The sequence below is a fragment of the Bacillus sp. SJZ110 genome (assembly GCF_006715455.1).
Taxonomy (GTDB): Bacteria; Bacillota; Bacilli; order Bacillales; family Bacillaceae; genus Bacillus; species Bacillus subtilis.
This window is the reverse complement of record NZ_VFNF01000003.1, coordinates 105,292-127,856: the sequence shown is the minus strand read 5'-3', so window position 1 is coordinate 127,856 and position 22,565 is coordinate 105,292. Positions and strand designations below refer to the sequence as shown.

Genomic DNA, 22,565 nt, shown 5'->3' with positions numbered 1-22,565 from the left:
TCTCTTTACTCGCGTCCCGGAAGTGTATTATGAACAAAAGGCGGTGCTGGTTTTAACTCCGGTTTTTCTCCAAACGTTTTTGCTTCTTTCACATATTCAAAGGCTTCTCCGTCCGGCGCTTTTTCATTCAGCCAGTTTTGCTCGGCGCTTACTTCGCCTTCAGAGAAATTGATAAGCTGATGTGAGAACTCTTGTTTTTCGAGCGCTTTCGGGAATGTACCCGGCACAACCGGACCTTCCTGTGCTTCTAATTCTTTAATGGCGGCGAGCCATTGGTTCTGGTGCATCGTGTCACGCGCCAGCAGGAAGCTGAGCATATCTTTGACGCCTTTGTCATCCGTCATTTCAAACAGGCGTGCGACCTGCAGACGGCCCTGAGATTCCGCATTCAGGTTGGCGCGGAAGTCTGCCAGCAGGTTTCCGCTTGCTACGATATAACCGCCGCTCCAAGGTACGCCTGTACTGCTTTCCGGCATGGCGCCAAGTCCTGATACAATCGCATGGTGAGGGTTCATGCCGCCTAGGATGGAGCCGATGACCGGATCTTCAGCAGCTTTTTCCTGCTGATCAAGAGGGGCATCCTCAAGAAGTCTGGCAATCATCGTTGCAATCATTTCAACATGCCCGAGCTCCTCAGTTGCCGTATCCATCAGCAAGTCCTTGTATTTTTCATTTCCTCTTGTGTTCCAGCCTTGAAATAAGTACTGCATGGCAACTGAAATTTCTCCGAATTGCCCGCCTAAAATTTCTTGCATTTTTTTAGCGAATAATGGATCTGGACGATCTGGTTTAGCAGGATGCTGCAGCATTTTTGTGTGCTTAAACATGTACCCATCTCCTTTTTCGTTTATCTCTTTTTATATTTCCGATCGATAGAAAGATAAACGAAAAACAGCGTATCGAGATGGGAACTATGAATCTTTTCGCAGCTCCAACAGTTCCCGGATCAGCTCCCGGCCAAAGATGGGCTCATACTGCCGGTAAACAGGGTCAAGACGCTTCATCCATTCTTGTTTCTCTTTATCTGACAGCTCATAAATATGTATAGCAGAATTCTTTTTGATTTCTTCCAGCTGCTCCTTGTTCATTTGTTCGGCATACGTTTCATTCCACTCCGTTGTCTCCTTCATCGCTTCAGTCAAAATGCGTCTTGTTTCTGGTGTTTGCGCCTTCCAGAAGTGTTCATCAGTCATGACAGCGTAGCCGAGATAACCGTGGCTGCTTATTGTCAAATAGTCCTGAACATTATAAAATTTTTTAGAATAGATGTTTGAAATTGTATTTTCTTCGCCATCGACTACATTGTTTTCTAACAGCTGAAAGGTAGAATTGAAGGATTCCTGATGAGGTGTTGCGCCAAGCAGCTTGAACTGATCCTCAATCACATCGCTTTGCATAATGCGCAGATCCTGCCCTTTTAAGTCATCCGGTGTTTTGACCGGCCCTTGATTTGTTGTGATTTGCTTAAAGCCGTTCGTCCAATAGGCCAATCCTTTCAATTGGTTTTTCTTTAGAGAATCAAACAGCTGTGTGCCGATGCTTCCGTTCAGCCCTTTTTTGACGGCGTTGTAATCTGTAAATGCATACGGCAGATCCAGCACTCCCCATTCAGGCGAGAGCATGCCGAGCTTCGATGTGGAGGGGGCGATAAATTGAACATCGCCGTTTTGCAATGCTTCAATTTCTTCAATGTCCGAGTACAGGCTTCCATTCGGAAATACTTCTATTTTTATTTTTCCGCCTGATTTTTCGTTCACCAGATCAGCGAATTTATTGGCGGCCAGCCCTTTTGGCGTATTTTCAGCAACCACGTGGCTGAATTTAAACACGATTTGATCCTGCAGGCCTTCCTGGTCGTCATCATAAACAATCTTTTTATTGCCGGTATGATCATGGAATCCGATAAATAAAGCGGTTGCAATTCCAGCGATCATCAGTGCGAGACATGCAAGCAAACTCTTCATGAAAAGCCCTCCCCTATGTTAAGGATAATGGGGGCTATGACATTCGTAAAGACCTGAAAGGAGAAGCTGATGAACAAAAAGAAGCTCTCAATCCGTTGGAAAATCACGATCTTATCCTATATACTCGTCATTTTCTCCTTTTTGATCGGCGGCATTGTGCTCATCGGCAACATTCAGCATACAGAGGAGCGGGAGCTGAAAAAGCGGTTGATGAATACGGCCCGGACGGTGTCAGAGATGACAGAAGTGAAAGAAGCCTTGGCGCGAAAAAAACAAACAGAAGCGGTTCGCCATGCGGTTGAAGAAATCAGGATGATTAATGAAGCAGACTATATTGTCGTCATGGATATGAATCACATCCGATATACGCATCCTGTCAGCACAAGCATTGGCAAGAAATCAGAAGGTGCAGACGAGGAGGCAGCTTTTGCGGAGCACATTTATTTCTCTGAAGCAAAGGGCGAGATCGGCACGGCGGTTCGCGCTTTTTATCCGGTAAAGGATCAAGACCTGAACCAAATAGGCGTGGTGCTTGTCGGAAAAACGCTGCCGGGGATCGCTGACATCCTGCTTCATTTAAAGCGTGATATCGCCTTCATCGTTGTGCTGACACTCGGCTTTGGCCTTGCTGGTTCCTTTTTGCTGGCCCGCCATATCAAAAAACAAATGTTTCAGCTTGAACCCCATGAGATTGTCCGAATGTATGAAGAACGGACAGCGACGTTTCACTCGATGAATGAAGGGGTGATCGCTATTGACAATCGTCTCGTCATTACGATCTTCAATGAAAAAGCGAAACAGATCTTTGAAGTGCAGGGGGATCTAATCGGCAAGGTGATTTGGGAGGTTCTCAAGGATTCGCGCCTGCCCGAAATCGTGGAGCGGAACAAAGCGGTTTATAATGAAGAAATTCGTGTCAGCGGTAAGGTGATCATGAGCAGCAGAATTCCGATCGTCATGAAGAAAAAAGTGATCGGCGCCGTTGCGATTTTTCAGGACAGAACGGAAGCGGCCAAGATGGCAGAGGAATTGACTGGTGTCAGAAACTTTGTGGAGGCGCTCCGTGTCCAAAACCATGAGCATATGAATAAGCTGCACACGATCGCCGGTCTCATCCAGCTGGGGAAATCTGAAAAAGCCTTGCAGCTTGCATTCCAGGCGTCAACTGAGCAGGAAAATGTGACTGAATTTCTGCACCGCTCGATTCAAAATGACGCTGCGGCAGGCCTTCTATTAAGTAAAATCAGAAGGGGAAGAGAGCTCGGCATTGCTGTTCATATAGATGAAAACAGCAGTCTTCAGCAATTTCCCGAGCATGTTGATCAGCATGATATTGTCGTGCTTTTGGGGAATCTGATTGAAAATGCCTTCGGCTCATTTGAAACCGTTCAATCTGAAGACAAACGAATTGACATTAGTATCGAACAAACAGATGATATCCTTGCTATTTTAATAGAAGATAACGGCTGCGGAATTGAACCGACACATATGCCTCGCCTTTATGACAAAGGTTTTACGGTCAATAAAACTGGCGGCACAGGCTATGGCCTGTATTTAGTGAAACAAATCATAGACAAAGGATCGGGCACGATAGAAGTTGATTCACATGCGGGGCAGGGGACATCTTTTTCTATCGTTTTTCCAATGAAGGGGGAGGAAGCACAGCATGGCTCGTAAAGAATGGAAGGTTCTGCTCATTGAAGACGATCCGATGGTTCAAGAGGTCAATAAGGATTTCATTACAACTGTTAAAGGCGTTACTGTCTGTGCAACGGCAGGAAACGGAGAGGAAGGCATGAAGCTGATTAAAGAAGAACAGCCGGATCTCGTCATTCTCGATGTGTACATGCCGAAAAAAGACGGCATCAAGACCTTGCAGGAGATCAGAAAGCAAAAGCTTGAAGTGGATGTCATTGTCGTCTCGGCTGCAAAAGACAAGGAAACGATCTCACTCATGCTGCAAAACGGGGCGGTTGACTATATCTTAAAGCCGTTTAAGCTTGAGCGAATGAGACAGGCACTCGAAAAGTACAAGCAATATAAACAAAAAATCGAAGCGAATGATACGCTGTCCCAGGAACAGCTCGATGCGATCCTGAATATTCCGCAGCAGGCCGTACAGGATCTGCCGAAAGGATTAAATCACTTCACGATGAATGAAGTCACTGCTTTTTTGAAACAGCAAACCGCATCCCTTTCTGCTGAAGAGGTTGCCAAGGCGCTCGGCATCGCCAGAGTGACAGCCAGACGATATCTTGATTACTTAGAAAAAACCGGGATCATCAAATTGGACGTTCAATACGGCGGAGTCGGCCGGCCGGTCAACCGCTACGTGTTAAAAGGATAAACCTGAGACCAAAAAGACCAAAATGTCCGTTATGATCATAAACTTCCCCAGACTGTATGAAAACGCTATCATTCTAGTAAGAAAGACACAAAAGGCGAATAGGACAGGGGGATGAAGGATATGAAACTGTTTAAAAATTTAACAGTTCAGGTCATAACCGCGGTCATCATCGGGGTCATTGTCGGGCTGGTCTGGCCGAATGTCGGCAAAGAAATGAAACCGCTTGGCGATACATTTATCAACGCTGTTAAAATGGTGATCGCACCAATCATTTTCTTCACAATCGTTCTCGGGATTGCAAAAATGGGCGATATGAAGAAGGTTGGAAAAGTAGGGGGAAAAGCGTTTATCTATTTCGAGGTTGTCACCACCCTCGCACTCATTATCGGTTTATTTGTCGTCAATATTATGAAGCCGGGTGCGGGTCTTGATTACAGTAAGCTTGAAAAAGGAGATGTATCACAATACACGCAAAATGGCGGTCAGGGAATCGACTGGATTGAATTTATTACACACATTGTTCCGTCCAACATGGTTGATGCCTTCGCAAAAGGGGACATTTTGCAGGTCTTATTCTTTTCTATTCTTTTCGGAGTGGGTCTTGCGGCATTAGGCGAAAAAGGGAAAAGCGTCATTGATTTCTTCGACAAGGTTTCTCACGTTTTTTTCAAAATTATCGGCTACATTATGCGTGCCGCGCCAATCGGGGCATTCGGGGCGATGGCGTATACAATCGGACACTTCGGGCTCGATTCCATCAAACCGCTGGCAAGCTTAATGATGTCTGTTTATATTACGATGTTCCTGTTCGTATTTGTTGCTTTAAATATCATCTGCAAGCTTTACGGATTCAGCCTGTGGAATTACCTTCGCTTCATTAAGGATGAGCTTTTGATCGTGCTTGGCACAAGCTCTTCCGAATCGGTGCTTCCGCGTATGATGGATAAAATGGAGCGCTACGGCTGTTCCAAATCAGTTGTCGGGCTAGTTATTCCGACGGGCTATTCGTTTAACCTCGACGGCACATCCATTTATTTATCAATGGCGACTGTCTTTTTGGCACAGGTGTTTGGAGTAGACCTCAGCATCGGCCAGCAAATTACGATTATCCTCGTTCTGATGCTGACATCGAAGGGAGCGGCAGGTGTGACGGGAAGCGGATTTATCGTCCTTGCCTCAACGCTGTCAGCGCTGCAGGTCATTCCGCTGGAGGGGCTTGCACTCCTGCTCGGGGTCGACCGTTTCATGAGTGAAGGAAGAGCCATTGTGAACCTGATCGGAAACGGAATCGCCACGATCATTGTTGCCAAAAGCGAAAATGAATTTGATGAAGCAAAAAGCGTAGAGGCTGTTGAAGGCATGAAAAAAATGAAAACAGCAGTCTGAAAAAAAACGGCCCATCCATGGGCCGTTTTTTTAATTGTTTAAGAATTATTAAGGTAAGGACAGAGACCTCAGCATTTTTTTGTTATATAATTTACAAATGGATACTATATTGAATGAAGGACGTTTGTCCTAACAGGAGTGTATAAATGGCCGCTTTAGTTAAATTTTTTCAGCACCCGGGAGTAAGGCGTTTCTCCATCTTTGTCGTGTTAACTGGTGTGTTATATCTATTTAAGAGCATGATCAACTTAATATTGCTTACCTTCATTTTCACATTTCTAATGGATCGTTTGGAGCTTGTCGTGCGGCAGTTTGTAAGCCAGTTCTTCCGCGTGAGCCAGCGGGTTGTCATTACGTTTCTTTACATGTTGCTGGCTGTGCTGCTCACAGTCGGGGGCTTTGTGTTTTATCCGGTCGTCGCGGCGCAGATCCAGCAGCTGGTAAAGCAGATTAAACATATTGCGTATCATCCTGACAGCATCCCTTTCTTTGATGAGATCACCAGTGTCTTCGGAGATATTAACATCAGTTCATATGTCAAAGAGGGCTTCAATGTAGTGTATACGTATCTGGCCGATATCAGCACATTCGGCTTGCAGGTCGTGATGGCGCTCATTCTTAGCATGTTTTTCTTATTTGAGAAAAAACGGCTTTCTGAATTCATGGCGAAATTTAAAACGAGCAAACTGAGGGTCTTTTATGAGGAAATTGCTTTTTTCGGAAGCAAATTTGCAAGAACGTTCGGCAAGGTGCTCGAGGCTCAATTTATCATTGCGCTCGTCAACTGTATTCTGACGTTTATCGCGCTTTGGATTATGCATTTTCCGCAGCTGTTTGGGCTTTCGATTATGGTGTTCTTCCTTGGGTTGATCCCTGTAGCAGGCGTCGTCATTTCCCTGATTCCGCTCAGCATTATCGCCTACAGCACTGGCGGCGGAATGTATGTGCTCTACATTGTCCTTGTCATATTCGCCATTCATGCGATCGAAACATATTTCTTAAATCCGAAGCTGATGTCGGCGAAAACAGAGCTGCCAATCTTTTTCACCTTCACAGTACTCATTTTCTCTGAACACTTCTTCGGCATTTGGGGTTTAATTATCGGGATTCCGATCTTTGTGTTTCTCCTTGATATTCTGGATGTCACCAACAAGGAAGATAGGTCTAAAGGACCCCGAGAGAATAGCGATAAAAAGTAGTTTAAAATCGAATAATGAGTGTGCCTCGATCTGCCGGCCTGCCTGTTCGGGGCATGGAATTAAGACTCGGAATCGGAGCTTGGCATTGCTTCGCACAGTGGTGAACACAACAGGTGACAATGCCTGTCATCATTACAGAAACTGAAAAGAACAAACAGTCGGAGCAAACGCTCATCATCGGTTTAACCAAACATTTGGAAGCAACAAATGCTATAATACAAACAGTGCCTAATGTTAGGCACTGTTTATTTTTTGTCGAAAAAGGAGGAAGGCTTTATGGCTGAGCCGATTTTACATATTGAAGGCCTCGATAAAAAGATTGGGTCTAAACAGATTTTAAAACAGATCAGCATGGACGTCATGGAGGGTGAAATCATCGGCCTTCTCGGTCCGAATGGTTCCGGAAAAACAACACTCATCCGTATCATCGTCGGGCTGCTGAAGCAAAACAGCGGAAGCGTGACAATCAGCGGATTCCAGCATGATACAGAGTTTGAAAAAGCGATGGAAGCGGTTGGAGCGATTGTTGAGAACCCTGAGTTCTATCCGTACCTGACAGGCTGGGAAAACCTCAAGCACTTTGCGAATATGCACAAAAAAATAGCGGATGAACGGCTTGATGAAGTGGTGGAACGTGTCGGGCTGACGTCAGCGATTCATGATAATGTGAAAACCTATTCCCTTGGGATGCGCCAGCGTCTTGGAATCGCCCAGGCAATTCTTCACCGGCCGAAGCTTCTTATTCTAGATGAACCGACAAACGGCCTCGATCCTGCGGGGATGAAGGATTTTCGCGATCATATTAAGGAGCTCGCAGAAATGGAAGGAACAGCTGTCCTGTTCGCCACTCATTTATTGCGCGAGGTTGAAGACTTGTGCGACCGTGTCATCATCATTCAAAAAGGTGAGATCAAAGCGGAAGTCAGCTTACAAGGAACTGATCAAACCACAGAAAAAGCAATTATAGAAGTGCAGCCGCAAGAAAAAGCGCTCAAATGGCTGACAGGCAATCAATATCAAGCTGAGAGCCAAGACGGGACGATTGTAGTTGATGTGGCAAAAGAAAACATACCGGAGCTGAACCGATCACTTGTCGGACAAGATCTGAATGTATTTTCCATTACGCCTTACACGCAATCACTGGAAGACGAATTTATAAAAGCGACGACCGCTCATCAAGAGGAGGGAGAAGAGCTTGTCTAAATTAATTTGGAATGAACATATGAAACTTTTTAATCGGAAGGTCACTTTGGTTTCCCTTATCCTGATGGCTGTCTTTCAATTCTTCATGGCTTTGATCATTAAACGGATTGTCATCAGTGCCGGAACAGATGAAAACTTCATCGGCTATTTATCGTATACACCGAGCCTGAACATTTTGCTGCAGGCTTTAACGATCGTAATTGCAGCAACAATTGTTTCGATGGAATTTGATAAAAAGACGATCAAATTTTTGCTCATTCGTCCGGTTAAACGCCAAAAGGTCTTTTGGTCAAAATTAATCACAGTCGTGATGGTCAGCTTCTATTTGTATCTGGCATACTACATTCTGGCATTATTATTCGGTCTTGTGTTTTTTGGCACATCGGTGACTGCGGAATCAAAGACATTGCTGGTCAACACCTTGGCGCTGATCGGGTCAAACTGGCTTGAAGCTGTAATGATGGGATTATTCGGGCTGCTTTGTTCTTCGCTGTTCCGCAACAGCGCGGTAGCAGTTGTTGTTTCTTTTGTCGTTTTATACGGAGCGAGTACACTTGTTCAGCTCATGAAGTTGTTTGAAAACAAGTGGGGCAGCTTTTTGCTTTTTGCGAACACTGACTTTACGCAATACAGAAGCGGAGAGACAGCGTTGTTTTCAGGCATGACGCCATTGTTTTCAATTGGAATTCTCATCATACATGCCATATTCTTCATCGTTGTTGGCTGGTGGTGCTTCTGTAAACGGGATGTTCGGGTCTAAAGGCAAGGAATGACATTTTTGTGAAAAAGCTCACGTAAATCAATATCATTTGATATTTTGGTTTATACTAAAGGTACTGACGGAGGTGTCTCGATTGAGGAACTTTATTACCGCTTTACCGATCGTATTGCTGCTTGGATTCTCATTTGTGTCATTCATGTTTCAGTTTGAACATCTTGTTTATTTCAGGCTCGCGCTTGGGTTGTTTTCTCTCGTGGGACTGTACATGATATATAAAATGAAGACGGGCATCCGCTATTTTATCATCTATCTGTATGCCAGCTGGATTGTGTTGGCCGCAGTGACCGCTTTTGAAGAGCCGATTTTCTCAAGCTTTTTCTTTGGCGGCCTGGTGATGACGATGGGTTACCTGACATATATGCTGATTTATCTCGGCATGAAACAAGACCGGGATGCAAATCCTGTGTAATCGCGCTGTTCCCTTGGGGAACGGCGTGTTTTTCTATACTGGGCAAAAGGTTAACAGTTGCGGAAAAATGGCAGGAAATCTATAATACATATTAAATTTATCGGAATTAAAACTGGGGGGCTGCCGGATGTCATTATTTATACAAAACGATCAACAGCGGCAATGGATGGAGAAAATCGGACGGATTGCGGATGAATTTCAGCAAACAGCTGCTGAAGATGACGAACAGGGACGTTTTCCTGCAGAGAAAATACAAAAACTGCGTGATGCTGGGTATACAGCATTAACATTGCCGGCATCTCATGGCGGAGGGGGCATTTCTGTTTACGATATGCTCCTGTTTCAAGAACGGCTTGCACGGGGAGATGCTCCGACGGCTCTTAGCATCGGCTGGCATTTGAGCGTGATCGGGGAGCTTGGAGAAGGCAACAGCTGGGATGAAGACGTATTTGCATTTGTTGCCAAGGAAGTCCAAAACGGAGCCGTCATTAACAGGGCGGCGACTGAAGCGAAAACCGGAAGCCCGACAAGAGGAGGGCGTCCCGGTACACACGCCGTCAAAAAGGATGGCAAATGGGCAGTGAACGGGAGAAAAACCTTTACGACGATGTCACAAGCTCTGGATTATTTTTTAGTAACCGCATGGATTGAAGACAAACAAACAACAGGCGTGTTTCTCATTCATAAAGATGATCCCGGCTTGTCGATTGAAGAAACGTGGGATATGATGGCGATGCGGGCGACTGGGAGCCATGACCTTGTACTGAACGAAGTAATGCTTGATGAGAATAAGCTGGTGGAACTGCTTCAAGGGCCTCGTGGAGCTAAGCCGAATGGCTGGCTGCTTCACATTCCTGCGATTTATCTTGGTGTGGCTCAAGCTGCTCGTGACTATGCAGTGCAATTTGCATCTGAGTATTCTCCAAACAGCTTGAATGGACCGATCAAGAATGTCCCGGCCGTACAGCAAAGAACAGGCGAAATGGAGCTTGAACTGCTCAATGCCAGACACTTTCTTTTCCATATCGCTCAATTGTATGACGATCCGGAGCGGCGTCCACACTTGACAAGCGAGCTCGGTGCGGCGAAGCATATCGTCACAAACGCTGCGCTGTCTGTTGTTGATAAAGCGATGAGAATTGTCGGGGCCAAAAGCCTGGAACGAACCAACCCGCTTCAGCGCTATTACCGTGATGTGCGCGCCGGTCTTCACAACCCGCCGATGGATGACGCCGTGATACACAAGCTGGCAGCTGAAGCATTTGAGTCATAAAAAAAGAGCCTTACCGGCTCTTTTTATGTATTGTTTTGCTCTTGCAGATTTTTTTGATGCTTGCGGTCGATCCTGTCATAAATAACGTTCATCAGCTTTGGATTGCCCATAATCGCCTCTTTGTTTTCCTGGATCAGCTGTTGGTAAGTTTTCACTTTACGCTTCGGCATGCTCCGGCGCCCTCCTGACATGTTTGTATTCACTTTCTAACTCCGTCAGCGACAATTCATACAGATGACGCTTTGACTTTTTGTATATACCATTCTGTATTAACAGATGAATGAGCTGTTTTTTTCTGATTTCTGCAGACTGAGGTGTCATTGTGTCACCAACCTCCAATCAAACGATATTGATAATCATTATCAATTAGCTTCAGTATACAATGTCCGCAATAGCCTGTAAAGATGAAAAGAGTCCTATTCTTTCTCCAATTTACAAACATTCAACAAATCGACAAAAAGTTTCCCGGGCAATATTTGCTGTCGAAATATTCCGCTTCATTGAACGCACCCTGCTATTTTTCATGTTTTGAACCATACTATGTAATAGAATGGAGGCTGGTATTCAATGGAGCGGACAGAAAATCTGAAAAAGGGAGAAAAAGGGGCGCTCCTCAATATTTTTGCATATGTCATCCTTGCTGTTGTAAAGCTAGTTATCGGGATTCTATATCATTCTGAAGCGCTGAGAGCAGACGGGTTAAATAATGGAACAGATATTGTTGCGTCAGTAGCAGTGCTGATAGGATTGCGGATTTCTCAAAGACCGGCTGACAGCGATCATCCATACGGCCATTATCGGGCTGAAACAATTTCGTCTCTTGTTGCGTCTTTTATTATGATGGCAGTCGGCATTGAAGTGTTAATCGGCGGAGGAAAAGCGATTGCGGGCGGCACAACGGAAACGCCAAATCTTATCGCGGCATGGACGGCGTTAGGCAGTGCTGTGTTTATGTATGGCATCTATTTATATAACAAAAGGCTGGCAGCGTCCATTAAAAGCTCTGCCCTGATGGCAGCGGCAAAGGACAGCAGGTCAGACGCTTTTGTAAGTGCCGGCGCGTTTATCGGAGTTTTTTCGTCCCAGCTGAAGCTGCCGTGGATTGATCCGGTAACGGCTTTTATCATCGGCATCATCATTTGCAAAACAGCGTGGGATATCTTTAAAGACGCTTCACATTCCTTAACAGACGGCTTCCATTTAAAAGATCTTGAGCCTTACAAACAGACCGTCGGCAGGATCGAAAATGTGCATCGCCTAAAGGATGTGAAAGCGAGGTATTTAGGCAGTACAGTTCATATCGAGATGGTCATTACGGTTGATCCGAAGCTTACAGTAGAAGAAGGCCATGGAGTGGCGGATGAAGTAGAAGACAAAATAAAACATGAACACGATGTCACTCATGTTCATGTTCATGTAGAGCCTGACGACATAAAATAAGGCTGTTTAACGAATTAGCTTATATGTTCAGATAAAAATTCAGTCACTTCTTCAGGCGTTTTGGCATTGGCGCTGTGAAGGTGAGCTGTTTTTTCACCGTTCTTGAAAATAAGCAGGCTGGGAATGCCCATTACTTGGTATTTTTCAGCCAGGTCAGGAAGCTCGTCCTTATTCAGCTCATACCAATCGTTTTGATTGTATTCTTCCAAAATATCGCCGATGAACATATTCATGCGTGTGCAGTCTGGGCACCAATCAGCATAAAACTTTACAATGATTTCTTTATCGGATTGAATCAGTTCATTAAATTGTTCGTTTGTTGTGATTTTTTTCATATGTCACATCTCCTTTTCAATGCCATTTTAATATAAAATAAAAAGGAATTACATACAAATGCATTCAACATCAGCATGCCCAAAAATAATTAGATCATTTTCCGGTGAAAATGATAAGATAGTAAAGATGAATTGTAGTGGGGGGAGTATCCATTGAAAACAAGTCTAGGATTAGTGTACGGAGGAAAGTCGGCAGAACATAATGTTTCCCTGCAGACGGCTCTGGCTGTAATCAAAGCGCTAAATACTGAGAAGTTTGATATACATCCGATTTATATAACAGAAAAAGGCGAATGGGTTAGAGGCGCCCGTTTAACTGAGCCTGTTTCAAACGTGAAAATGCTTCAATTTGAGCAAGGAGGCAATGCTTTTTCTCCAGCTGCCCTGAACCAGGAGATGTTTCCGCAGGAAGCGTCACAGCAAAATGAAGCCATCGACGTCGTATTCCCGCTCCTCCACGGACCGAACGGAGAAGACGGTACGATCCAGGGAATGCTCGAGCTGTTGAACATTCCTTATGTCGGCAACGGAGTGCTTGCTTCCTCAGCTGGCATGGATAAAGTTGTCATGAAACATTTATTTGCTCAGGCCGGCCTTGCTCAGGCTAAATACGCAGCTTTCCTTAAGAAAGACTGGACTCGTTCTCCGAAAGAAAGCTGTGAGCAGGTTGAACAGGAATTAGGCTACCCTTGCTTCGTAAAACCGGCGAACCTCGGCTCAAGTGTCGGAATCAGCAAATGCCGAAACCGTGAAGAACTGCAAAAAGCATTTGAGCTTGCTTTCCAATATGATCGCAAAGTCGTCGTTGAAGAAGGAATTAACGGCCGCGAGATTGAGATCGGCGTTCTTGGAAATGACGATCCTAAATGCTCTGTTGTGGGAGAAATCGCACCGAAGACAGATTTCTACGATTACAAAGCGAAATATGAGGATGGAGATACTGATCTGATGATTCCGGCAATTGTGACCGATGAGGAATACGCTACAATCAGTGATATGGCGATCAAGGCGTTTAAAGCGATCGATGGTTCAGGACTCGTCAGAGCGGACTTTTTCCTGACAGCTGACGGCGAAGTTCTGATCAATGAAGTCAACACAATGCCTGGCTTTACACCTTTCAGCATGTTCCCGCTGCTCTGGAAAGAAGCCGGAGTGGAATATGCTGACCTGATTGAACAGCTTGTGGAGCTTGCAAAAGAACGCCACGCTGAAAAACAATTGATTAAGCATACATTCTAATGAAGAAGGACACTGCCGGTAAAAGGGCAGTGTTTTTTCCCGTATATACAAAAGAAAGAGAGGGACCTTACTTGATTAAGCGAACAGTAAAAAACATTGCCGAAATGGTTAAAGGCACACTAACAAATTCGCAATATGAACAAACAGTCATTCATGGAGTGGCAACCGATACAAGAAAACTGGAACAACATCAGCTCTTCATTCCGCTGAAAGGGGAACGTTTTGACGGCCACACTTTTGTGGAGCAGGCTTTTGAAGCTGGTGTAGCGGCTGTTCTTTGGGATCGGTCAGAACCAAATCCGCCCGAGAATCACGCCGTCATTTTAGTGGATGATACCCTTACCGCACTTCAGCAGCTTGCAAAAGCCTATTTGCAGGAGCTTGGCACGCGTGTCATCGGAGTAACTGGAAGCAATGGCAAAACGACAACAAAAGATATGATTCACGCCGTACTGGGGACCAAGTACCGTGTCCACAAAACAGGAGGAAACTTCAATAATCATATCGGTTTGCCGCTGACGGTTCTAGCGATGCCTGAAAATACGGAGATCGCCGTATTGGAGATGGGAATGAGCGCCAAAGGAGAAATTGACCTCTTGAGCCGCCTGGCAAACCCGGATGCGGCAGTGATTACGAATATCGGCGAATCGCATATGCAAGACCTTGGCTCTAGAGAGGGCATCGCGGAGGCGAAGCTTGAAATCATTAACGGGCTTAAAGAAGACGGAGTGCTGATTTATATCGGGGACGAACCGCTTCTTCAAAATGCATACAGCTGCCAGACGAAAACGTACGGGACGGGAGCGCATAATGATTATCAGCTTCAGGATGTCAGCCAGAGTGAGGAAGGAACCCATTTTACAATCAAAGGGATAGAAAACACGTTTTTTATTCCGATACTCGGCAAGCACAATGTGATGAACGCCATGGCTGCAATTGCTGCAGGGGCTTATTTTGGCATCACGCCTGAGGGTGCGGCAAAAGGACTGAGCGGCCTAAAGGTAACCGGGATGAGACTTGAACTCATCAAAACAGACAGCGGCCTTTCAATAATCAATGACGCTTATAATGCGAGCCCGACTTCCATGAAAGCTGCAATTCAATTGACAGAAAGCCTCGAAGGCTACGGCAAAAAAATGCTTGTGCTCGGTGATATGCTTGAACTCGGCGATCTTGAAGAAACGTTCCATAAAGAGTGCGGCGCTGTGATCAGCCCTGATAAAATTGACCGCGTCTTTACGTACGGAAAACTGGGAGCTTTTATCGCGGAAGGCGCCCTGAAACACTTTGAGAAAGACCGCGTCAGCCATTACACTGAGAAAAAAGATCTCCTCCAAGCTGTGAAGGAAAACGCATCAAAAGGCGATTTGATTTTATTCAAAGCGTCCAGAGGTATGAAGCTTGAAGAAATCGTTAAAGATTTAATAGAGAGCCCGCTTTCATAAGAAAATATTTTGCAGAAAAACGCATATTGCATCATAAAATAACATGATATGCAAACACTAATGTATGCCGGCCGAAAATTATGTATATCTGGCCGGCTGCGGCTATGATACAATATATATAGGTTATTTCGCGATACGAACATATTCGTCCGGACTTTTCATCGTGACCCGAAGTTCTCCGCTGGATTCTTGGGAGCGGATGGAGCAGCAGCCGGCATATTCGAGATGCCGATCTGCTTCTCATCTTATTGAAAAACAAATAGTGTAATGGTAAGATAAAACTTAAAGTAATTCGGGCTTTGTATACGGATGGATCCTGTCCTTCTTGTCTAAAGGGCAGTTTTATAAGTGGTAAATCACGACATTACTGAAACAGCAATTAGAAGGAGTTTGAATAATTTGACTATAACGTTTCAAGATTTTAATTTAAGTTCTGATCTCATGAAAGCAATTAATCGTATGGGATTTGAAGAAGCAACACCGATTCAGGCACAAACGATACCGCTCGGACTTTCAAATAAAGACGTCATTGGACAAGCGCAAACAGGTACAGGTAAAACAGCTGCGTTTGGTATACCCCTTGTTGAAAAAATTAACCCCGAGTCTCCTAATATTCAAGCAATCGTAATCGCGCCAACCCGTGAATTAGCCATTCAAGTATCTGAAGAATTGTATAAAATCGGACAAGATAAACGTGCGAAGGTTCTTCCTATTTACGGCGGACAGGATATTGGACGGCAAATCCGGGCGTTAAAGAAGAATCCGAATATTATTGTCGGAACACCTGGACGTCTTCTTGACCACATCAATCGCCGCACCATTCGTCTAAACAATGTAAATACTGTTGTAATGGATGAAGCGGATGAAATGCTGAACATGGGATTCATTGATGATATTGAATCTATCCTTTCAAACGTGCCAAGCGAGCATCAGACACTTCTGTTCTCTGCCACAATGCCTGCGCCGATCAAACGCATTGCAGAGCGCTTTATGACTGAGCCGGAACACGTAAAAGTAAAAGCGAAAGAAATGACGGTTTCTAACATTCAGCAGTTCTATTTGGAAGTGCAAGAACGCAAAAAATTCGATACACTGACTCGCCTTCTTGACATTCAGTCTCCTGAGCTTGCGATCGTATTCGGACGTACAAAACGCCGTGTCGATGAGCTGGCTGAAGCCCTGAACCTTCGCGGATATGCAGCTGAAGGAATTCACGGTGACTTAACGCAGGCGAAACGTATGGTTGCGCTTCGTAAATTTAAAGAAGGCGCAATCGAAGTTCTAGTCGCAACTGATGTTGCCGCTCGCGGACTTGATATCTCAGGTGTTACACACGTATACAACTTCGACGTGCCTCAAGATCCTGAAAGCTACGTTCACCGTATCGGAAGAACGGGCCGTGCAGGAAAAACAGGTATGGCAATGACGTTCATTACACCGCGTGAGAAAAGCATGCTTCGCGCAATTGAACAAACAACAAAACGCAAAATGGACCGCATGAAGGAGCCTACACTTGATGAAGCGTTAGAAGGCCAGCAGCAGGTTACTGTTGAACGTCTTCGCACAACAATCAGTGAAAACAACCTGAACTTCTACATGACAGCGGCAGCTGAGCTGCTTGAAGATCATGATGCAGTAACAGTGGTTGCGGCGGCTATCAAAATGGCTACAAAAGAGCCAGACGACACACCGGTTCGCTTAACAGACGAAGCGCCGATGGTCAGCAAACGCTACAAGAACCAGCGTTCTTCTAAACGCAGAGACGGTCAAGGCGGCGGCTACCGCGGCGGAAAAGGGAAAAGCAACAACCGTTCTTCCTATGACAAAAAGCGTTCAAACGATCGCCGTTCTTCAGGTGACAGACGCCAGAAAAAATCTTACTAATTTGATCGATTCAGAGCCCAAAACATGATGTTTTGGGCTTTTTTATGTTCGCGATTTGTTATTCAGCAAACTTTCAGCTGACGGAAGCCATTTTTCTCTGTATGCTTAAGAATGAAACCTTTCTGTAAAAGAGACGTATAAGTAACGACGAAAAAAAGGGAGGTAGGTATTTTTGAGAGAGCAGCCAAAAAACCAAATCAGTCCAGACGGATTAAAGGTTTGGCGACTTCAAGAGATCATCATATCCGCTGTTTGCTTGCTTATTGTCATTGCAGTTGCAGTGTTAAGCTATTATTTTCATTGGCCGTACTGGATCAGCGGCGTGCTCGGCGCAGTTTGGCTGCTGGGATCGATTGTGACGGTCTTTATCATTCCGAAGGTCCGTCATAAGGTGTGGCGATATGAAGTCCATGAACATGAAATAGATATTCAGTCAGGTATTTTTGTGGTGACACGTGTGATTGTTCCGATGGTCAGAGTTCAGCACGTCGATACGTCACAAGGGCCATTATTAAAAAAATACAACCTGGCAACGGTGAAAATTTCCACGGCCGCGACCGTTCATTCGATCCCCGCTTTAGAGATGGAGGAAGCGGATCGGCTGAGAGACTCCATTTCCCGTCTGGCGAGGGTGACTGACGATGATGTCTGAACCGAAACGCCTGCACCCGGCGGCAGTCATTTTGAATTTATGCCATACCATTATTCAAACGATAAAAAATATCATTCTGCCATTCTTTTTTGTGTATATTGTCAATTCAAACCATACTGTCCGTTTTTACGGAGCCATTGCGCTCGGTGTGCTGTTCATCTGGCTTGTAGCGGCAAGCATTATCAAATGGAGAAGGTTTACCTATCGAATTGAAGATGATGAATTTAGAATCGAAGAAGGCTTATTTGTTACGAAAAAGCGATACATATCGATTGATCGGATTCAAACAATGAATACGAGCGCAGGCCTTGTCCAGCAAATCTTTAAGCTTGTGAAGCTGCAAATTGAAACAGCAGGCGGAGGCAAGGAGGCGGAAGCCGTTCTTTCTGCTATTTCTGTTGAAGAAGCGGAACGCATCAAAGAAGCTGTCTTTAAGAAAAAGGCGCAAAGACGAGAAAACGAACTTGATGAAGAGCGGCTTGAAGCTGAAGAGGAGTTGGTTCCGGCCGTTGAGGTGCAAGAGCACTATCGCATGAACGCGAAAGAATTGCTCATGGCTGCTTCTACCTCCGGCGGAATCGGAGTTATTATCTCTGCTGTATTTGCACTTATTTCCCAGCTTGATGAAGTGCTGCCAATGGATTGGTTATTCGATAAATTTTCCTTCCTTCAGCACGCCAGTATTGGTATTTACGCGGTACTCATTTTTATCGGTTTATTTATCGCCTGGATTTTCAGTATCGCGGGCATGATGTTTAGATACGCAAACTTTCAAATCATAAAAAAAGAGCAGGAACTGGTGATTTCAAGGGGAATTATTGAAAAACATCAAGTCACGATTCCATTGCGAAAAATACAAGCCATTAAAATCAAAGAAAATATCATTCGCCAGTTTTTCGGCTTTGTAACGGTGTCCATCGTCAGCGCAGGAGGCGGCGACCGGGAAAAAGAAGAAGGCGCTTTGACCATTCTCTTTCCAATGATTCATAAAAAAAAGCTTCCGCACATGCTCCGAACATTTACACCGGAATATACGCTGGAAGAAAACTGCCGCCGACTGCCGCGGCGCGCGTTGAAACGCTATTTGTTCCGTTCTGTCATTTTTTCAATCTTTTTGATCATTCCGTTATGTATCTTCTTTCAACCATGGGGCTACCTGTCGGTCATCCTGCTGCCGATAGAATTGCTCTTCGGATATCTTGCGTATAAAGAGGCTGCATGGACGATCAACGGGGATCGTCTTCAGCTGACGTCTAGATTTATAGGCAGAACAACCGCTATTGTACTGAAAAAACGAATGCAGGTCTGCAAGTTCAGCCAATCCTATTTCCAAAAGAAAGGCCGCTTGTATACCATTTCTACTTCGGTGAAATCATCGAGCCATATGGAAGAATTAACGGTGAGGGATGTAGGTGAAGAGGATGCAGCCTTCATTTTAAACTGGTACTCATATGAAAAAGCGGACGGTTAATACCGCCGCTCTTTTTTTTGCACGCATAAAAACGAAAGAAGAAACCCGCCGCATAGTCCAAACAGATGGGCCATCATGTTAATATTGGAGTTGATAAATGACATGAGAACGGCAAATGCGAGCAGTGTGATGATCATTTTGGAATGCTCCTGCCCTATTAGCTCATTGCGAAAAAGAACCATAAACAGGTACACGCCGAATAGCCCGAAAATGGCGCCTGAAGCACCGACATGCACGTAATCAAGCGGCTCTGTAACATAAGTGCCGATATTGCCGATGATGCCGGAGCCGGCGTATACAAGAAGAAAACGCGCTTTTCCCAGCATGCGTTCCAAAGCCGGGGCAAATAAAAAGATGGACATGGAATTAAACAGCAGATGTGTGAAACCGGCGTGCAGCAAAATCGGTGTGATCAGCCGCCACCATTCACCGTTTGCGACACCTAGATTATAGCCTGTGACGGTATCCCTCCATAACACGACTGAATGGGCAGGAAGTGAAAAAAACAGCCAGAGAACAGCTTGCAAAGCCAATATAAAGGTGACAACGGGGTAAAGCCTGATAAATGTTTGAAAATTTTCAGTCCGTATAAACATTCCGAGCCCCTTTTCTTCATTTTGGTATATCTATAGTAACACGTTTATGAGACAAACCATTTAAATAGTACGTACGCAAAGGAGGTTATCATACATGATTTACGGCATTGGGCTGGACATTACCGAGCTTAAACGGATCGCCTCTATGGCCGGACGCCAGAAAAGGTTTGCCGAGCGGATTTTGACGCGAAGCGAGCTTGACCAATACTATGAGCTTTCAGAGAAAAGAAAAATCGAATTTCTCGCGGGCAGATTCGCGGCAAAAGAAGCTTTCTCGAAAGCATTTGGCACCGGCATTGGGAGGCAGCTCAGCTTTCAGGACATTGAAATTAGGAAAGACCAAAATGGCAAGCCCTATATCATTTGCACGAAACTGAGCCAGGCTGCCGTTCACGTATCGATCACTCATACAAAAGAATACGCTGCCGCGCAGGTTGTGATTGAAAGGTTGTCAAGCTAGTCTGCATATTAGGGAAACCCCACTCATATATTTGATAGTGCATTAAGGGAGACAAGTTGTTTGAGGCTTTTATGGTACGCATCTGTTCTGCCTAAACGTGTACCGAGCGTACCGTTAAAGTCAAACAAGCGATTTCTTCCTTTTACATCAATTGAGAAAAAGGGGTTGAAAAAGGTGAGAAAAAGCTTTGTTTTGCTTTTAACGGGACTGCTTGCTGTTCTTATTCTTTCTGCCTGCGGGCAAAAAACACAGCAAGATATTGTGGCCGGGTTAGATGAAAAGGCGAAAGAATACACCTCGTACAAAGCAAAAGCGAAAATGACCATCGAGACAGGGAGTGAGCCTCAAGTATACAATGTGGAAATCTGGCACAAAAAGCCGTCTCTGTACAGGGTTTATTTAGAAAATCCGAAAAAGGACCAAAACCAAGTCATTTTACGAAATGAAAACGGAGTATTCGTTCTCACGCCGTCTTTAAATAAGAGCTTCAGATTTCAAAGCGATTGGCCGAACAACAGCAGCCAGGTTTATCTGTTTGAATCGCTCGTAAAGGATGTTCAAAACGATTCGGATGCAGTTTTCACTGCGAAAGAAAAGAAATACGTATTCGAAACAAAAACAAACTATCAGCATAACAAAATGCTGCCCACGCAAGAAATCACATTTAACAAAAAAGATATGAGCCCGTCATCTGTCAAAGTGATGGATACTGACCGGAAAGTGATGGTCAAAGTAGAATTCAGCAGCTTTGAATTTAATAAACAATTTGATAAAGAATCATTTGACGAAAAGAAAAATATGACCCTTTCTCAAATGGATGTTGCCACAAGCGCAAAGCCTTCCGATACATTCGCGGTCAAAACGCCGCTGGAACTGCCGCTTGGCGTCAAGCTGCTTGAAGAAAAAGATATATCTACTGAAGACGGGAAGCGCATCATTATGACGTACGGAGGAGAAAAATCATTTACGTTAATTCAGGAAAAAGCCCAGATTGCCAAGGCTTCCTCCTCCGTTACGCTGAACGGCGAACCGGTAAATCTCGGCTACACCATCGGCGCCCTGTCGGATGCATCATTATCATGGACATATGACGGCGTAGATTACCTTCTCTCTTCTAAAGATCTTTCTAAAGAGGAAATGGTGACAGTAGCGAAAAGCATGCAGGGACAATCATCGAAATAACGCCAAAGGCCAAACATGATTTGGCCTTTTTTTCGTTAGACATCGTTTCCCTTTAGCCTTTAATTTTAGTATGATATGTAAATGATATTGAATAAAAGCTAGGAAGTGTCGTAATGAGCACAAAACCTTTTTACCGAGATACGTGGGCGGAAATTGACTTGTCCGCGATAAAAGAAAATGTCAGCAATATGAAAAAACATATCGGTGAACATGTCCACCTGATGGCAGTTGTGAAAGCAAACGCCTACGGGCATGGTGATGCAGAAACAGCAAAGGCTGCTCTTGACGCAGGTGCTTCATGCTTGGCCGTGGCCATTTTGGATGAAGCGATTTCACTGCGTAAAAAGGGCTTGAAGGCGCCTATATTGGTGCTCGGCGCGGTTCCCCCGGAGTATGTGGCAATCGCTGCTGAGTATGACGTGACCTTAACGGGTTATTCTGTTGAATGGCTTCAGGAGGCAGCCCGCCACACGAAAAAAGGTTCTCTTCATTTTCATCTGAAGGTCGATACGGGGATGAACAGGCTTGGTGTAAAAACAGAGGAAGAAGTTCAGAACGTGATGGCCATTCTTGACCGCAACCCTCGTTTAAAGTGCAAAGGGGTATTTACCCATTTTGCGACAGCGGATGAAAAAGAAAGAGGCTATTTCTTAATGCAGTTTGAGCGCTTTAAAGAGCTGATTGCTCCGCTGCCGTTAAAGAATCTGATGGTCCACTGCGCGAACAGCGCCGCCGGACTCCGGCTGAAAAAAGGCTTTTTTAATGCAGTCAGATTCGGCATCGGCATGTATGGCCTTCGCCCGTCTGCTGACATTTCGGACGAGATACCGTTTCAGCTGCGTCCGGCATTCACCCTGCATTCGACGCTGTCACATGTCAAACTGATCAGAAAAGGTGAGAGCGTCAGCTACGGAGCCGAGTACACAGCCGAAAAAGACACATGGATTGGGACGGTGCCTGTAGGCTATGCGGACGGCTGGCTCCGAAAATTGAAAGGGACTGACATCCTTGTGAAGGGAAAACGCCTGAAAATTGCCGGCCGAATTTGCATGGACCAATTTATGGTGGAGCTGGATCAGGAATATCCGCCGGGCACAAAAGTCACATTAATTGGCCGGCAGGGGAATGAATATATTTCCATGGATGAGATTGCAGGAAGGCTCGAAACCATTAACTATGAGGTGGCCTGTACAATAAGTTCCCGTGTTCCCCGTATGTTTTTGGAAAATGGGAGTATAATGGAAGTAAGAAATCCTTTATTGCAGGTAAATACAAGCAATTAACTTACCTAAATGGAGA

The 22,565-nt window shown here is 44.9% G+C and carries 23 protein-coding genes; 17 read left to right on the top strand and 6 right to left on the bottom strand.

The annotated features are described in order from the left end of the window. Positions 1-5: 5 nt before the first annotated feature. Positions 6-827: a manganese catalase gene (locus tag FB592_RS10755; protein ID WP_003234352.1), complete on the bottom strand. Its 822-nt coding sequence runs from the start codon at positions 825-827 to the stop codon at positions 6-8. Positions 828-911: 84 nt separating this feature from the next. Beyond that, complete coding sequence (dctB, locus tag FB592_RS10750) at positions 912-1,964, bottom strand: C4-dicarboxylate TRAP transporter substrate-binding protein DctB (RefSeq protein ID WP_003234350.1); 1,053 nt, start codon at positions 1,962-1,964, stop codon at positions 912-914. Between the two features lie 69 nt (positions 1,965-2,033). Here dctB and dctS point away from each other — a divergent pair, with 69 nt between their 5' ends. The 8 genes from dctS to FB592_RS10710 all read left to right on the top strand — a co-directional run bounded on the left by dctS (position 2,034) and on the right by FB592_RS10710 (position 10,562). Next, complete coding sequence (dctS, locus tag FB592_RS10745) at positions 2,034-3,641, top strand: two-component system sensor histidine kinase DctS (protein WP_003234348.1); 1,608 nt, start codon at positions 2,034-2,036, stop codon at positions 3,639-3,641. Then, on the top strand, positions 3,631-4,311 hold the full coding sequence (dctR, locus tag FB592_RS10740; RefSeq protein ID WP_003234347.1) for a two-component system response regulator DctR: 681 nt from the start codon (positions 3,631-3,633) through the stop codon (positions 4,309-4,311). The genes dctS and dctR overlap by 11 nt, the downstream gene beginning before the upstream one ends. Before the next feature lie 120 nt (positions 4,312-4,431). After that, on the top strand, positions 4,432-5,697 hold the full coding sequence (gene dctP, locus FB592_RS10735; protein WP_064671969.1) for a C4-dicarboxylate transporter DctP: 1,266 nt from the start codon (positions 4,432-4,434) through the stop codon (positions 5,695-5,697). Between the two features lie 146 nt (positions 5,698-5,843). Then, positions 5,844-6,896: an AI-2E family transporter gene (locus tag FB592_RS10730; RefSeq protein WP_003246523.1), complete on the top strand. Its 1,053-nt coding sequence runs from the start codon at positions 5,844-5,846 to the stop codon at positions 6,894-6,896. A gap of 276 nt (positions 6,897-7,172) precedes the next feature. Next, the gene (locus FB592_RS10725) at positions 7,173-8,099 is read left to right on the top strand and encodes an ABC transporter ATP-binding protein (protein ID WP_141949504.1); all 927 of its coding nucleotides are present in this window, start codon (positions 7,173-7,175) and stop codon (positions 8,097-8,099) included. After that, entirely contained in the window at positions 8,092-8,859 is a 768-nt protein-coding gene (locus FB592_RS10720; protein ID WP_015715273.1) for an ABC transporter permease, read from the top strand. Before FB592_RS10725 ends, FB592_RS10720 begins: the two co-directional genes overlap by 8 nt. 94 nt (positions 8,860-8,953) lie before the next feature. Further along, positions 8,954-9,289 carry a hypothetical protein gene (locus FB592_RS10715; protein ID WP_003225151.1) on the top strand — a complete coding sequence of 112 codons (336 nt, stop codon included), beginning with the start codon at positions 8,954-8,956 and terminating at the stop codon, positions 9,287-9,289. Positions 9,290-9,416: 127 nt separating this feature from the next. After that, positions 9,417-10,562: an acyl-CoA dehydrogenase family protein gene (locus tag FB592_RS10710; RefSeq protein ID WP_015715274.1), complete on the top strand. Its 1,146-nt coding sequence runs from the start codon at positions 9,417-9,419 to the stop codon at positions 10,560-10,562. A gap of 23 nt (positions 10,563-10,585) precedes the next feature. Here the strand turns inward: FB592_RS10710 and fbpB are convergent, their stop codons facing one another. Both fbpB and FB592_RS10700 read right to left on the bottom strand, forming a co-directional pair. Beyond that, entirely contained in the window at positions 10,586-10,765 is a 180-nt protein-coding gene (gene fbpB / locus FB592_RS10705; protein WP_010886410.1) for a Fur-regulated basic protein FbpB, read from the bottom strand. Further along, positions 10,719-10,883, bottom strand: a complete 165-nt coding sequence (locus tag FB592_RS10700) for a Fur-regulated basic protein FbpA (RefSeq protein WP_003225157.1) — start codon at positions 10,881-10,883, stop codon at positions 10,719-10,721. Before FB592_RS10700 ends, fbpB begins: the two co-directional genes overlap by 47 nt. A 246-nt stretch (positions 10,884-11,129) precedes the next feature. Here FB592_RS10700 and FB592_RS10695 point away from each other — a divergent pair, with 246 nt between their 5' ends. Beyond that, positions 11,130-12,002, top strand: coding sequence for a cation diffusion facilitator family transporter (locus tag FB592_RS10695; RefSeq protein WP_014475869.1), 873 nt, complete (start codon positions 11,130-11,132; stop codon positions 12,000-12,002). 14 nt (positions 12,003-12,016) lie between these two features. On the opposite strand, the gene FB592_RS10690 is transcribed toward FB592_RS10695, so the two are convergent. Then, the gene (locus FB592_RS10690; RefSeq protein WP_003234326.1) at positions 12,017-12,337 is read right to left on the bottom strand and encodes a thioredoxin family protein; all 321 of its coding nucleotides are present in this window, start codon (positions 12,335-12,337) and stop codon (positions 12,017-12,019) included. A gap of 153 nt (positions 12,338-12,490) precedes the next feature. Here FB592_RS10690 and FB592_RS10685 point away from each other — a divergent pair, with 153 nt between their 5' ends. The 5 genes from FB592_RS10685 to FB592_RS10660 all read left to right on the top strand — a co-directional run bounded on the left by FB592_RS10685 (position 12,491) and on the right by FB592_RS10660 (position 19,028). Then, on the top strand, positions 12,491-13,576 hold the full coding sequence (locus FB592_RS10685) for a D-alanine--D-alanine ligase (protein ID WP_141949503.1): 1,086 nt from the start codon (positions 12,491-12,493) through the stop codon (positions 13,574-13,576). A 71-nt stretch (positions 13,577-13,647) separates the two neighbouring features. After that, complete coding sequence (locus tag FB592_RS10680) at positions 13,648-15,021, top strand: UDP-N-acetylmuramoyl-tripeptide--D-alanyl-D-alanine ligase (RefSeq protein ID WP_141949502.1); 1,374 nt, start codon at positions 13,648-13,650, stop codon at positions 15,019-15,021. 399 nt (positions 15,022-15,420) lie between these two features. After that, positions 15,421-16,905 (top strand): degradosome RNA helicase CshA, encoded by a 1,485-nt coding sequence (gene cshA / locus FB592_RS10670; RefSeq protein WP_003246685.1) that lies wholly within the window; start codon positions 15,421-15,423, stop codon positions 16,903-16,905. Positions 16,906-17,077: 172 nt separating this feature from the next. After that, positions 17,078-17,557 (top strand): PH domain-containing protein, encoded by a 480-nt coding sequence (locus tag FB592_RS10665; RefSeq protein WP_003234318.1) that lies wholly within the window; start codon positions 17,078-17,080, stop codon positions 17,555-17,557. Beyond that, the gene (locus FB592_RS10660; protein ID WP_141949501.1) at positions 17,547-19,028 is read left to right on the top strand and encodes a PH domain-containing protein; all 1,482 of its coding nucleotides are present in this window, start codon (positions 17,547-17,549) and stop codon (positions 19,026-19,028) included. The genes FB592_RS10665 and FB592_RS10660 overlap by 11 nt, the downstream gene beginning before the upstream one ends. Here the strand turns inward: FB592_RS10660 and FB592_RS10655 are convergent. Beyond that, positions 19,025-19,624 (bottom strand): rhomboid family intramembrane serine protease, encoded by a 600-nt coding sequence (locus FB592_RS10655; protein ID WP_003246687.1) that lies wholly within the window; start codon positions 19,622-19,624, stop codon positions 19,025-19,027. The two genes, FB592_RS10660 and FB592_RS10655, sit on opposite strands and share 4 nt — an antisense overlap. 94 nt (positions 19,625-19,718) lie before the next feature. Here FB592_RS10655 and acpS point away from each other — a divergent pair, with 94 nt between their 5' ends. From acpS to alr, 3 genes are all read left to right on the top strand, one after another. Further along, entirely contained in the window at positions 19,719-20,084 is a 366-nt protein-coding gene (gene acpS / locus FB592_RS10650; RefSeq protein ID WP_015252768.1) for a holo-ACP synthase, read from the top strand. 165 nt (positions 20,085-20,249) lie between these two features. After that, on the top strand, positions 20,250-21,266 hold the full coding sequence (locus tag FB592_RS10645) for a LolA family protein (RefSeq protein ID WP_003234282.1): 1,017 nt from the start codon (positions 20,250-20,252) through the stop codon (positions 21,264-21,266). A 113-nt stretch (positions 21,267-21,379) separates the two neighbouring features. Next, positions 21,380-22,549 carry an alanine racemase gene (gene alr / locus FB592_RS10640; RefSeq protein WP_141949500.1) on the top strand — a complete coding sequence of 390 codons (1,170 nt, stop codon included), beginning with the start codon at positions 21,380-21,382 and terminating at the stop codon, positions 22,547-22,549. The last annotated feature ends 16 nt before the right edge of the window (positions 22,550-22,565 follow it).

Bases quoted from the DNA above. Each gene is read 5' to 3' on its own strand.
- acpS (WP_015252768.1), top strand. From the start codon at position 19,719: ATGATTTACGGCATTGGGCTGGACATTACCGAGCTTAAACGGATCGCC.
- dctB (WP_003234350.1), bottom strand. From the start codon at position 1,964: ATGAAGAGTTTGCTTGCATGTCTCGCACTGATGATCGCTGGAATTGCA.
- dctP (WP_064671969.1), top strand. From the start codon at position 4,432: ATGAAACTGTTTAAAAATTTAACAGTTCAGGTCATAACCGCGGTCATC.
- FB592_RS10695 (WP_014475869.1), top strand. From the start codon at position 11,130: ATGGAGCGGACAGAAAATCTGAAAAAGGGAGAAAAAGGGGCGCTCCTC.
- FB592_RS10655 (WP_003246687.1), bottom strand. From the start codon at position 19,624: ATGTTTATACGGACTGAAAATTTTCAAACATTTATCAGGCTTTACCCC.
- FB592_RS10660 (WP_141949501.1), top strand. From the start codon at position 17,547: ATGATGTCTGAACCGAAACGCCTGCACCCGGCGGCAGTCATTTTGAAT.
- FB592_RS10730 (WP_003246523.1), top strand. From the start codon at position 5,844: ATGGCCGCTTTAGTTAAATTTTTTCAGCACCCGGGAGTAAGGCGTTTC.
- FB592_RS10710 (WP_015715274.1), top strand. From the start codon at position 9,417: ATGTCATTATTTATACAAAACGATCAACAGCGGCAATGGATGGAGAAA.
- FB592_RS10700 (WP_003225157.1), bottom strand. From the start codon at position 10,883: ATGACACCTCAGTCTGCAGAAATCAGAAAAAAACAGCTCATTCATCTG.
- FB592_RS10725 (WP_141949504.1), top strand. From the start codon at position 7,173: ATGGCTGAGCCGATTTTACATATTGAAGGCCTCGATAAAAAGATTGGG.
- dctS (WP_003234348.1), top strand. From the start codon at position 2,034: ATGAACAAAAAGAAGCTCTCAATCCGTTGGAAAATCACGATCTTATCC.
- dctR (WP_003234347.1), top strand. From the start codon at position 3,631: ATGGCTCGTAAAGAATGGAAGGTTCTGCTCATTGAAGACGATCCGATG.
- alr (WP_141949500.1), top strand. From the start codon at position 21,380: ATGAGCACAAAACCTTTTTACCGAGATACGTGGGCGGAAATTGACTTG.
- FB592_RS10690 (WP_003234326.1), bottom strand. From the start codon at position 12,337: ATGAAAAAAATCACAACAAACGAACAATTTAATGAACTGATTCAATCC.
- FB592_RS10755 (WP_003234352.1), bottom strand. From the start codon at position 827: ATGTTTAAGCACACAAAAATGCTGCAGCATCCTGCTAAACCAGATCGT.